Source organism: Phenylobacterium sp. (assembly GCF_016793285.1).
In the GTDB taxonomy this organism is placed as follows: domain Bacteria; phylum Pseudomonadota; class Alphaproteobacteria; order Caulobacterales; family Caulobacteraceae; genus Phenylobacterium.
Map to the genome: position 1 here is coordinate 1 of NZ_JAEUMO010000201.1, position 11,737 is coordinate 11,737.

Genomic DNA, 11,737 nt, shown 5'->3' on the forward strand with positions numbered 1-11,737 from the left:
ACGACGACGGGCCAGGGCGCGTTGACGATCGGCTCGGACGGCGGCCGGTAGCCGGGCTCCCCCGGCCGCGGCGAAGGCTGCGGTTTGCGGCCGCCGGGCGCCGGCGCTTCGAAGTGGACGACGTGCATCGCTCCCCATGTAGGCCGGATCGCGCCGGGGCCCAAGCGCGCCGCCTGAAGTCGCCGTGAAGCAGCCTTGCCGCCGCCATCAGGCTTGGCGATGGTGCGCGGCTGTTTCGCGGTTTCCAGGCAGACTTGATGATCCGTACCCTCGGGCAAGGCGCGGCCCTCCTCGCGGCGTTCTCCCTCGCCTTCGCCCCCGCGGCCTGGAGTCAGGCTGCGCCGGCGCCGACGCCGGCCAGGCTGGCGCCCGGCGAATGGCCGCAGTCCCGATCCGACCTGAAGCCCGATCCCGCGATCCGGTTCGGCGCCCTGCCCAACGGCATGCGCTATGCGCTGCGCAAGCAGACCATCCCGCCCGGCCAGGCGGCCTTCCGCCTCTGGTTCGGCACAGGCTCGATGATGGAAGCCGACGATCAGGCGGGCCTCGCCCACTTCCTCGAGCACATGGCCTTCAACGGCTCGAAGAAGGTCAAGGAAGGCGAGATGATCCGCATCCTCGAGCGCCTGGGCCTGGCGTTCGGCGCCGACACCAACGCCTCGACCGGCTTTTCCGAGACGATCTACAAGCTGGACCTGCCGAAGACCGACGCCGAGACCGTCGACACCTCGCTGATGCTGCTCTCCGAGGCGGCTTTCGACCTGACCCTCGACCAGGCGGCCATGGACCGCGAGCGCGGGGTGGTGCTGTCGGAGGAGCGCGCCCGCGACACCCCGGGCTACCGCGTCGCCAAGGCGCGGACGACCTTCCTGCTGCAGGGGCAGCGCCTGCCGACGCGCTGGCCGATCGGCACGGTGGAGGTGCTGAAGACCGCGCCGGTCGGCCGGATCGCCGACTACTACAGGCACTGGTATCGGCCGGACCGCGCCGTGTTCGTCGCCGTGGGCGACTTCGACCTCGACGTCATGGAAGCCAGGATCAGGTCGGCGTTCGGCGGCTGGACGGCCCAGGCCGCCGCCCTGCCCGACCCCGACCAGGGGCCGGTCGCCAGGCGCAGCGCCGAGGCCAGGCTGGTCGTGGACCCCGGCGTGACCCAGTCGCTGCAGGTCGCCTGGCTGTCGCCGCCCGATCTGTCGGCGGACACTCTGGGCAAGCGCCAGCGCGACCTGATCGAGGGCCTGGCGCTCTCGGTCCTGAACCGCCGCTTCTCGGCGATCGCGCGGGGGGCCGACCCCGCCTTCCTGGGCGCCCAGGTCTACAAGGGCGAGCAGGACGACGCCGCGGAGGTCGCCACCCTGGTGGTCAGCGCCGAGACCGGCCGCTGGCGCGAGGCGCTGACCGCCGCCGAGCAGGAGCAGCGCCGGCTGGTGCAGTACGGCGTGCGCCAGGACGAGCTCGACCGCGAGATCGAGGAGATCCGCGCCGGCCTCAAGGCCGCCGTCGCCGGCGCGAACACCCGCCGCCCGGCGGACCTGGCCAACGAGATCGTCGGCTCGCTCGCCGACCACACCGTGGTGACGTCTCCGGCGGACGACCTCGCCGCGTTCGAGGCCGGCGTGAAGGGGCTGCAGGCCGAGACCGTCAACGGGGCGCTGAAGACCGTGTTCCGGGGCGAGGGCCCGCTGCTCTTCATGAGCTCGCCCACGCCGATCGAGGGCGGCGAGGCCACGCTGCTGGCGGCGCTGAAGGCCTCGCAGGCCGTGGCCGTGGCGCCGCCCGCCGCGACCTCGCAGGTCGCCTGGCCCTACGAGACGTTCGGGGCGCCGGGCAAGGTGGCCGAGCGGCGCGAGGTGAAGGACCTCGGCGTCACCTTCGTCCGCTTCGAGAACGGCGTCCGCCTGACCGTGAAGCCCACGGCCTTCCGCGACGACGAGGTGCTGGTGCGCGTCAACGCCGGAAGCGGGATGCTGTCGTTGCCCCGGGACAGGCAGAGCCCGTTCTGGGCCTCGAGCGCCATGATCGAAGGCGGCCTGAAGAAGATCGGCGTCGAAGACATGGAGCGGGTGCTCGCCTCCAAGGTCTACGGCGGTCGCTTCGGCATCACCGACGACGCCTACACCCTGACTGGCGGCACGCGCACCGGCGACCTGCCCACGCAGTTGCAGGTGCTGGCGGCCTACCTGACCGAGCCAGCGTGGCGCGACGCGGCGTTCGCAAGGATCAAGGCGGCGTCCCGGACCATCCACGACCAGTTCGAGTCGACCGTGGGCGGCGTGCTGCAGCGCGACCTCTCGGGCCTCACCCACTCCGGCGACCGGCGCTGGACCTTCCCCAGCCGCGACGAGATGGCGAACGCCAGGCTCGCGGACGTGGAGGCCGCCGTCATGCCGGACCTCTCCCGGGGGCCTGTCGAAGTGGTGATCGTGGGCGACGTGACGGTGGGCGCGGCGATCGCGGCGATGGCCCCGACCTTCGGCGCCCTGCCCCCGCGGCCCGATCCGACGCCGGTCCCGGCCGCCGCCCGCGCCGTCGCCTTCCCGAAAGGCAACGCCACGCCGCTGAAGCTGAAGCACAAGGGCCGCGCCGACCAGGCGATCGGCTACATCGCCTGGGGCACCACCGACTACTGGGCCAACCCGCAGCGGGCGCGCGACATCGCGGTGCTTCGCGAGATCATGAAGCTGCGGCTCACCGACGAACTGCGGGAAGCGCAGGGCGTGACCTATTCGCCCGACGCCAGCTCGCAGCACAGCCTGGTCTGGACCGGCTGGGGCTACATCGCCGCCAACGTCGAGGCGCCGCCGGACAAGCTGCCGGGCTTCTTCAGCGACGTGGCGAAGATCGCCAGGGACCTCAGCGAGACGGAGGTCGGCGCCGACGAACTCGCGCGGGCCAAGAAGCCGCGGATCGAGGGCATCCAACGCACGATGCTGACCAATGGCTACTGGCTGGGCGAACTCTCGGGCGCGCAGGCCGACCCGCGCCGCCTGGACGTGACGCGCCAGATCCTGCCGGGCACCGAGCGCGTCACCGCCGCCGACGTGAAGCGCGCGGCGCAGGCGGTGCTGAAGCCCGGCGCGGCCTTCAAGCTGGAGGTCGTGCCCGCGTCCCTGCCCTGAACGGGAAGGGAAATCAGGCCGCGGCCTTCTTGCCGGGCTCGTAGACCGGGGCGTCGTCGGCCGGGAGGAAGGCGCGGCCGCGGATGGCGTCCGAGACCTTCTCGGCGATCATGATCGTGGGGGCGTTGGTGTTGCCGCCCACCAGCGTCGGCATGACCGAGGCGTCGACCACGCGCAGGCCCTGGAGGCCCTGGACGCGGCACTCTGCGTCGACCACCGCCATCGGGTCGCCCGCCACGCCCATGCGGCAGGTGCCGACGGGATGGTAGATCGTCTCGGACGAGCGGCGGATCCAGGCGTCGATGTCGGCGTCGGACTGCACCGCGGCGCCCGGCGAGAACTCTTCCTTGATGTAGGGCCTTAGCGCGGCCTGCCTGGCCACCTCGCGCATCATCTTCACACCCTCGCGCAGCGCGCGTCGGTCCTCCTCGGTGGCCAGATAGTTGGCGAAGATGGCGGGATCGGCGGTCGGGTCGGCGCTCCGCAGGCCGACGCGGCCGCGGCTCTCCGGTCGCAACTGGCAGATGTGGAAGGTGAAGCCGTCCTTCTTCACCTGGACCTTGCCGTGGTCCTGCATGATCGCGAGCACGGTGTGGACCTGCAGGTCGGGCCGGTCGAGGTCGGGCCGCGAGCGCAGAAAGGCGCCCGATTCCAGCATGTTCTGCGCCCCGAGGCCCTTGCGCTGGAACAGGTACTCCAGCCCGATCGCCAGCGTCTTGAAGCCCTTGCGCAGCGAATGGATCGTGATCGGCTCGGGGCACTCCCACGACATGCAGACGTCGAGGTGATCCTGCAGGTTCTTGCCCACACCGGGCAGGTCGTGGACCACCTCGATCCCATGCCGGCGCAGGTCCTCCCCGGGCCCGATGCCCGAGAGCTGCAGGATGTGCGGCGACTGCACGGCGCCGGCCGACAGGATCACCTCGGCGTCGGCGTGGAAGGTCTGCTTCTGGCCCTTGTCGTCGAGCGTCTCGATGCCGGTGGCGCGGCCGTTCTCCACCACGATGCGCGTGGTGCGCAGGCCGGTCAGGCAGGTGAGGTTCGGACGGTCCAGCGCAGGGTAGAGGTAGGCGCGCGCGGCGCTCCAGCGCTCGCCCTTGTGGATGGTGAGCTGGTAGGGGCCCCAGCCCTCCTGCTGGAATCCGTTGAAGTCGCTGGTGCGCGCATGGCCGGCCTCGACGCCCGCCTCGATGGCGGCGCGGTAGATCGGATTCGGCGACTTCGCCTTGGAGACGTGCAGCGGCCCCTCGCCGCCGTGCCAGGCGTCGCCCCCGCCCTCCAGGCTCTCGGCGCGCTTGAAGTAGGGCAGCACGTCCGCATACCCCCAGCCGGAGAGGCCCATCTGGCGCCACTGGTCGTAGTCGCGGGCGTGGCCGCGGATGTAGATCATGCCGTTGATCGAAGACGAGCCGCCCCAGCCCTTGCCCCGCGGCCACCAGAGCTTGCGCTCGTCGAGGTTCGGCTCGGCCTCGGTCCAGAAGCCCCAGTTGAACGCGCCCTGCTTGCTGATCAGGCCGCCCACGCCGGCCGGCATGGTGACCATCAGCGACTTGTCCTTGCCGCCCGCCTCGACCAGCAGGACCGTCTTCGCGCCGTCCTCCGAGAGGCGGTTCGCGAGCACGCAGCCGGCCGAGCCGGCGCCGATGACGATGTAGTCGAAGCGGGTCATTGGGGGGACCTAAACAGCGTTCGGTTGGGGCGCGACCCTCGCCCAGCCCGCGGGCTTCCGCAAGATTGAACGCAGCGTCAACTTTGCGCGGCCGCCCTAGACGAGACCCAGCCAGAGGATGGCCAGCACAAAGAACGCCGCGGCGATCGAGGCGAAGACCAGCAGGAAGGCGCTGCGCCAGGCGGTGGAGAACCACCGCAGGCCATAGGCGCCCTGCAACTGGTAGAACATGTGCATGGGCAGGATGAAGACGGCCGCCGCGAACGCGAGCCCGCCCCACGGCTCGCCCACGCGCGCGAGGGCCGCCACCGCCATCACCAGCAAGGACACGAACGTCAGCGAATAGAGCACGAAGACCCCGTGGTCGTAGAGGGTGAAGCCCCGCTTCCACAGGAACAGCAGCGCCACGAACGGGATCGAGATGGGCACGAGCAGGAACGAGAATTTGTAGAAGGTCTGCTGCAGCTTGTAGATGGCCAGTTCCGGGTTCTCGAGCTTGTGCTGGATCTTGGCATCCAGCTTCTTCGAGCCCGTGGAGATGCCGAGCTGGCTCCTGCCCTCCGCCTCGAGATCCTTGGCGATCTCGTCCAGCGGGACGCCGGCGCCCTTGCCGACCCGGCTCTTGGCGCGGTCCTGGTTCGCCTCGGCGACCTTGAGCGCGGCCTCGGCGGCGGCGCGGGCGGCGGGCGAGGCTTCGCGCAGCGCGGCGCGGGCGTTGGCCACGTCGGTGTTGCGGCGCGCCAGGTCTGCGGTCGCCACAGCCTGCGAGGCGACCTCGGAGTTCTCCTTCGGGGCCGGCGCGTAGCTCAACGCCATGAACATGACGAAGACCGTGAACAGGAAGATCGCCAGCGGCGAGACGTAGCGCGTGCGCTTGCCCAGGCACCATTCGCGGGTCAGGCGGCCCGGCCGGAAAACGAGCATCGGCAGGGTGCGCCATGTGCGGCTGTCGAAGTGCATCACCCCGTGCAGCAGCTCTTCGCCCAGGTGCAGCAGCGTGCGGTGGACGTGGCTGGCGTTGCCGCAGTTGTGGCAGAAGCGGCCGATCGTCTCCGTGCCGCAGTCGGCGCAGGCGCCGTGGGGCTCGCCGGCCTTGCCGGTCGGCGTCTCGAACGTGGAGGCGATCAGCCCGCCCGTCGCCGTCCCGCCGACCGCCTCGAGGTCCACCATTCGAAGCCCCCACCAAAAGCCGCGGAATTAGACGGCATCGGCGGGCGCGGACAAGCGCCTTGGCTTAGTCGAACACGTCCAGCGCCATGCGGCCCTTCGGATCGGCGCCGTAGCGGTTCGGCCCTGCGTTTCCGGCCACGAAGCCCAGGACCACGAGGCCCCCCAGCACGATGACGAACGTCGCGACCGAAACCCAGCCGAACAGCGTGTCGCGCCAACTCGGCGACAGCAGGTTGTAGATGATGAGCGGCACGGCGAGCGGCAGGACGTAGAGCACGAGCAGCCACCAAGCCGACCGCCCAAGGTCGTGCAGGCGGCGCGCCGCCAAGGCGTAGTTCAGCACGAACGCCACCACCCACACGACCAGGATCGACGTCGAAAGCGCGCCCGGCAACTGCGGAAATCGAGCGTACACCCAGAACGGAAAGGCCAACGCCAAGTTCACCGGGATCGCCACGCTCCAGTACTCCCGCCGTCGCGCGCGTCCGGTGAACCGGCGCAGCCTCAAGACGCGCCGCAACAGTCCGGGGGTGATTTCGCTCAGCGGCCCTTCCAGTTCGGGGCGCGCTTCTGGGCGAAAGCGAGCGGGCCTTCCTTGAAGTCCTCGGAGGCGTAGAGGGCGGCGACGGCCGGGTACTTGTTCTGACCCTTGAGCGCGGCTTCCAGGCTGGGCTCGTCGAGGCCGGTCAGCACCGCCTGCTTCGAGGCGCGGATCGACATCGGGCCCAGCTCGCAGATGCCCGCGGCGATCTCGTGGGCGCGGCGGATCAGGTCCTGCGGCGCGGTCACCTCGTGGACGAAGCCCAGTTCCTTGCCCTCGGCGGCCGAGACGCGGCGCGCGGTCAGGATCATGCCCATGGCGCGCTTGGTCCCGATGGCGCGCGGCAGGCGGTGCAGCCCGCCGGCCAGGGCGGCCAGGCCCACGCGCGGTTCGGGCAGCGAGAACACCGCCGCCTCGGACGCCACGATGATGTCGCAGGCGAGCGCGATCTCGAACCCGCCGCCCATGGCCACGCCGTTCACGGCGGCGATCAGCGGCTTGGTCAGGTCGAAGCGCGAGGTGATGCCGGCGAAGCCCGACGGGGGCGACTTCATCTGGCCGCCGCCGGCCTGGTACTTGAGGTCGTTGCCGGCGGAAAAGGCGCGGTCGCCGGCCCCGGTGACGATGCCCACCCACTGCTCGGGATCGGCGGCGAACGCGTTCAGCGCGTCGTCCATCTCGAAGTGCGCCGGCGAGTGCATGGCGTTCATCACTTCGGGGCGGTTCAGCGTGATCGTCGTGACCGGCCCAGCCCGGTCGACCTTGATGAATTCGTAGGCCATGGCGTCCTCTCCCGTTTGAACGTCACCGTCCGGGGCGGACGCTACGTCCGTCAACCCTGACCGGTCCCTTTCGGGGCGCGCCGCTCCATGCGATGATGATTACACCTGACTACAAGCGAGGCTTCATGACCGCGCGGCCCAGCGAACCGATCACCATCCGCACGTCCAGAGTCCAGGAGATCGACGCGCTCGCGGCCGCCACGGACCGCTCGCGGAACTACATCGTCAACCAGGCCATCGAGCAGTACCTCGAAGCCAACGCCTGGCAGGTCGAGCGCATCCGCGAAGGCGTCGCCGCCGCGCGAGACGGGCGCGTGACCCCCGCAGACGAGGTCTTCGACGCCATTGCCTCCAGGCACGGCTGGACTCGCTGAAGAGAGTCGTCTTCGCCGAGCCCGCGGCGCGCGACCTCGAAAGCATCATCGACTACATCGCCTTGGACAATCGTTCAGCGGCCGAGGGCGTCTACCGCGCCATCGTCGAAGCCGCCCAGAGGCTCGCGCAGTTTCCGGAACTCGGGCGGCCGGGTCGGCTGCCGGGCATGCGCGAACTCGCCGTGGCCCGCCTGCCCTACCTCATCGTCTACGAGGCGGATCGCCAGGCCGTCACCATCCTGGCGGCATTCCACACATCGCGCGATCTGGCGCGGGCGCTTCGCGAGCGCCGCCCCTGAACCCCGCCGCCGATCAGCCGACCGCGACCAGCTCGCGCCGGTAGCGCTTCCAGTTCTCGACGTAGTGGGCCGAGCCCAGGGCCACGCGGGCCGCCTGTTCGGGCGAGAGTTCTCGGACGACCTTGCCGGGCGCGCCCATGACGAGCGAGTTGTCCGGGATCTCCTTGCCCTCGGTGATCAGGCAGTTGGCGCCGATCAGGCAGTTCTTCCCGATCTTGGCCCCGTTCAGCACGATCGAGCCGATGCCGATCAGCGAGCCGTCGCCGATCTCGCAGCCGTGAAGCATCACCATGTGGCCGATGGTGACGTTGGCGCCGATGGTCAGCGGCGAGCCGGTGTCGGTGTGGCAGACGCTGCCGTCCTGGATGTTCGAGCCCTCGCCCACGATGATCGGGTCATTGTCGCCACGAAGTGTCGCACCCCACCAGACCGACGCGTTCTTCTTCAGAATCACGCGCCCCATAACCGCGGCCGTGGGAGCAATCCAGTATTCGTCATCGTTCGGTAGCTCAGGTGTCACATTGCCTAAGTTGTAGACAGCCAATTCCCGATCCCTCTTCTTTCCGCCAAGCCCCCTTTAACGACTCGTAAAGGACGCTACCCTCATTCTAGTCGGGCGATTCGAGAGGGCGAAAGCCTTCCCGAAAGCCGCCGCGGAGGTTTCGCCTCCGCGTCTCGCGCTGGACGGGGCGGATGGCGCCGAGTTTGTTGTTCCACCGGGTCGTTTCGCCCGGAACCGCAGACGAAACCGGGCCCCCCGGCTTTTCTTCCGGGCGCTCGGCAAGCGGACTCCGCCACAACCGTTCTCTCCCACCATTCGAAGGGCGCTCCCACGCGGGACGCCCTTTTTTCTTGCCCCCTGAGGAGGCCTTATGAGCAAGCGGGCTCTGAAGCGACAAGTGCGCGAAGGCGCGTTCGACGCCGGTCAGTTCCAAGGGGACGACAAGATTCGCCGGTTGCCGGTGGATCGGGGCTGGTCGCCCCTGCAGCACCACAACGACGACCGTGAGCAGGGCTACCTCAAGACCATCAAGGCCAAGTCCGGGGGCCAGCAGCAGCTCCTGGACGCCATCGACGCCAAGAATCTCGTCCTGGCCCTGGGGCCGGCCGGCACCGGCAAGACCTACCTCGCCATCGCCAAGGCCGTGGAGGCCCTGGAGAGCGGCCGCGTGGGCCGGATCGTGCTGTCCCGCCCCGCGGTCGAAGCCGGCGAGTCCATCGGCTTCCTGCCCGGCGACGCCGAGGACAAGCTCGCGCCCTACCTGCGCCCGCTCTACGACGCGCTGTCCGACCGCCTCTCCATGAAGCGGGTCCGCGCCCTGATGGCCGAGGGCGCCATCGAGATCGCGCCGGTGGGCTTCATGCGCGGCCGCACGCTGAACAACGCCTTCGTGGTGATCGACGAGGCCCAGAACTGCACCTACACCCAGATCAAGATGCTGCTGACCCGCCTGGGCTGGCACTCGACGATGGTGGTGACGGGCGACCCCGACCAGTCGGACCTGCTGCCCGAGTTTTCGGGGCTGGGGCCGGTGGCGAACAGGCTGGAAGAGGTGAGCAACATCGCCGTCGTCCGCCTGGCCGACCGCGACATCGTCCGCCACCCGCTGGTGGCCGAGATGCTGGGCGTGCTCTGACCGACGCGCCCTCTCCCCTGCGGGAGAAGGTGTCAGCCGCAGGCTGACGGATAAGGGGTCGCACCGGAGACGGTTGCGGCCCCTCTCTACTTCCAGGGCTTGCGTGACCCCTCATCCGACCTGCTGCGCAGGCCACCTTCCCCGCAGGGAGAGAAGGCTTGAAGACCCGGCCTCATGGGCATAGGTAGTTCATCTACCTAACTATGTGCCGAGCCCATGTCCCAGGCCCCCTCCGACACCGACATCGCCGCGCTCGCCGAGGCCCTGCGGCCGGCGATCCTGAAGGTGTCGCGCCGGCTTCGGCAGGAGGCGCAGAAGGTCGGGCTGTCGATCCAGGACGCCACGCTGCTGGCGCACATCCGCAAGAACCCCGGCGTGGGGGTCAGCGCGCTCGCCGAGGCGGAAGGCACGTCGAAGCCGACGATGAGCGCGCACATCAAGCGCCTGGAGGCCGAGGGCCTGATCGCCCGGAGCGATCACGCGGAGGACGGCCGCCGCTCGGGCCTCAGCATCACAGTAGCCGGGGCGCGGAAGCTCGACGCGCTACGGCGCGGCCGCAACGACTGGCTGTTGCAGCACCTGGAAGGCCTGGCCGCCGCCGACCGCACCGCGCTCGCCGCGGCCGCTCCCGCCCTGCTCAGGCTGGTGGACGCCGGATGACCCCGCCGAGCGACGAGACCCTCGACACCGCGCCGCCGGAGGCCGCCGCGCCGGGCGGCGCGACCGAGGCGCTGAAGCAGGCCGAGTTCAAGCGCGGCTGGCTGGTGCCGGCGATCATCGGCTCGGCGCTGCTGATGCAGACGCTGAACGCGACGGTCATCACCAACGCGCTCCCCGCTATGGCGCACACCTTCCATGTCGAGCCGGTGCGGCTCAGCGTGGCGATCACCACCTACATGCTCTCGGCGGCGATCTTCCTGCCGCTGTCGGGCTGGCTCGCCGACCGCTTCGGCGCGCGGCGGGTCTTCATGTGCTCGATCGTGCTCTACGCCATCGGCTCGGCCGCCTGCGGCCTGGCCGGCTCGCTCTGGCAGTTGATCGCGGCGCGCTTCATCCAGGGCGCGGCCGGCGCAACGCTGATGCCGGTCGGCCGCCTGGTCCTGTTGCGCACCACGCCGAAGAGCGAACTCGTCGGGGCCCTTTCTGTGGTGACCATGCCGGCCCTGCTCGGGCCGGTGGTCGGTCCGGTGATCGGTGGGGCGATCGTGACGTTCGCCGACTGGCGCTGGATCTTCTTCATGAACCTGCCCATCGCCGTGATGGGCCTGATCCTCGTCTACCTGCACGTGCCCGAAGTGCGCGAGCAGGACGCGCCGAAGGTCGACATCCTGGGCATGATCCTGACCGGCCTGGGACTGGCCGCCCTCATCGTCGGGTTCGAGAGCCTCGGGCGCGATACGCTGTCCCCGCTCGGGGTCGCCGGCCTCTTCGGCGCCGGCCTCGCCATGCTGGGCGTCTACGGCTGGCACGCGAACCACACGCCCCACGCGGTCGTGAACCTCACCATTTTCAAGCACCGCACCTTCTCGGCCTCGGTGATCGGCGGGGCGTGGATGCGCATCGCCATGGGCGCGAACCCCTTCCTGCTCGCCATGCTGCTGCAGGTGGCGTTCGGGCTCTCGGCGTTCGCGGCGGGCCTGATGACCTTCATCTCGGCGGTCGGCGCGCTGGTCATGAAGACGGCCGCGCCGCCGATCCTGCGCGCCTTCGGCTTCCGCACCACGCTGCTGGTCAACGCCGTGATCGTGGGCGTGAGCTTCATCGCCTACTCGTTCTTCCGCCCTTCCTGGCCGCACTGGGCGATCATGGCGGTTCTCGGCGTGGGCGGCTTCTTCCGCTCGCTGCAGTTCACGGCGCTGAACGGCATGGCCTACGCCGACATCGACCAGGACCAGATGAGCCGGGCCGCCACCACCTCCTCGATGGTGCAGCAACTGGTGCAGTCCATCGGCATCGGTCTCTCGGCCAGCCTGCTGCATCTGCTGATGATGCTGCACGGGGCGACGAAACTCACGCCCGAGGTCGTCGCGCCGGCGTTCCTCATCGTCGGCCCGGTGACCATGATCTCGATGTGGTGGTTCTTCCGTCTGCCGGCGGACGCCGGGGACGAGATGAACGGTCGCAAGCCCGCCTAGGATTGGCCTTG

12 protein-coding genes are annotated in these 11,737 nt (G+C 69.8%); 6 read left to right on the forward strand and 6 right to left on the reverse strand.

The features are described 5' to 3' along the window. Positions 1-278 (reverse strand): hypothetical protein (locus JNL41_RS17205; protein WP_293477091.1); only part of this gene is annotated, 278 nt, incomplete at its 3' end. Here JNL41_RS17205 and JNL41_RS17210 point away from each other — a divergent pair. Continuing rightward, the gene (locus tag JNL41_RS17210) at positions 258-3,119 is read left to right on the forward strand and encodes an insulinase family protein (protein WP_293477093.1); all 2,862 of its coding nucleotides are present in this window, start codon (positions 258-260) and stop codon (positions 3,117-3,119) included. The genes JNL41_RS17205 and JNL41_RS17210 overlap by 21 nt on opposite strands. A gap of 13 nt (positions 3,120-3,132) precedes the next feature. On the opposite strand, the gene JNL41_RS17215 is transcribed toward JNL41_RS17210, so the two are convergent. From JNL41_RS17215 to JNL41_RS17230, 4 genes are all read right to left on the reverse strand, one after another. Next, a complete protein-coding gene (locus JNL41_RS17215) occupies positions 3,133-4,788 on the reverse strand; it encodes a choline dehydrogenase (protein ID WP_293477094.1) in 1,656 nt (551 codons plus the stop codon). A 96-nt stretch (positions 4,789-4,884) separates the two neighbouring features. After that, positions 4,885-5,958, reverse strand: coding sequence for a DUF3667 domain-containing protein (locus tag JNL41_RS17220; protein ID WP_293477095.1), 1,074 nt, complete (start codon positions 5,956-5,958; stop codon positions 4,885-4,887). Between the two features lie 64 nt (positions 5,959-6,022). Beyond that, complete coding sequence (locus JNL41_RS17225) at positions 6,023-6,478, reverse strand: DUF805 domain-containing protein (protein ID WP_293477097.1); 456 nt, start codon at positions 6,476-6,478, stop codon at positions 6,023-6,025. A 20-nt stretch (positions 6,479-6,498) separates the two neighbouring features. Continuing rightward, on the reverse strand, positions 6,499-7,281 hold the full coding sequence (locus JNL41_RS17230; protein WP_293477099.1) for an enoyl-CoA hydratase-related protein: 783 nt from the start codon (positions 7,279-7,281) through the stop codon (positions 6,499-6,501). A gap of 125 nt (positions 7,282-7,406) precedes the next feature. Here JNL41_RS17230 and JNL41_RS17235 point away from each other — a divergent pair, with 125 nt between their 5' ends. Both JNL41_RS17235 and JNL41_RS17240 read left to right on the forward strand, forming a co-directional pair. Then, on the forward strand, positions 7,407-7,655 hold the full coding sequence (locus JNL41_RS17235) for a ribbon-helix-helix protein, CopG family (protein WP_293477101.1): 249 nt from the start codon (positions 7,407-7,409) through the stop codon (positions 7,653-7,655). Further along, positions 7,652-7,954 carry a type II toxin-antitoxin system RelE/ParE family toxin gene (locus tag JNL41_RS17240; protein ID WP_293477138.1) on the forward strand — a complete coding sequence of 101 codons (303 nt, stop codon included), beginning with the start codon at positions 7,652-7,654 and terminating at the stop codon, positions 7,952-7,954. The genes JNL41_RS17235 and JNL41_RS17240 overlap by 4 nt, the downstream gene beginning before the upstream one ends. A gap of 13 nt (positions 7,955-7,967) precedes the next feature. Here the strand turns inward: JNL41_RS17240 and JNL41_RS17245 are convergent, their stop codons facing one another. Continuing rightward, positions 7,968-8,498, reverse strand: a complete 531-nt coding sequence (locus JNL41_RS17245; protein ID WP_293477102.1) for a gamma carbonic anhydrase family protein — start codon at positions 8,496-8,498, stop codon at positions 7,968-7,970. 328 nt (positions 8,499-8,826) lie between these two features. Here JNL41_RS17245 and JNL41_RS17250 point away from each other — a divergent pair, with 328 nt between their 5' ends. From JNL41_RS17250 to JNL41_RS17260, 3 genes are all read left to right on the forward strand, one after another. Continuing rightward, a complete protein-coding gene (locus JNL41_RS17250) occupies positions 8,827-9,591 on the forward strand; it encodes a PhoH family protein (protein WP_293477104.1) in 765 nt (254 codons plus the stop codon). A gap of 216 nt (positions 9,592-9,807) precedes the next feature. Continuing rightward, entirely contained in the window at positions 9,808-10,251 is a 444-nt protein-coding gene (locus JNL41_RS17255) for a MarR family transcriptional regulator (protein WP_293477106.1), read from the forward strand. After that, positions 10,248-11,726, forward strand: coding sequence for an MFS transporter (locus tag JNL41_RS17260; protein WP_293477108.1), 1,479 nt, complete (start codon positions 10,248-10,250; stop codon positions 11,724-11,726). The genes JNL41_RS17255 and JNL41_RS17260 overlap by 4 nt, the downstream gene beginning before the upstream one ends. The last annotated feature ends 11 nt before the right edge of the window (positions 11,727-11,737 follow it).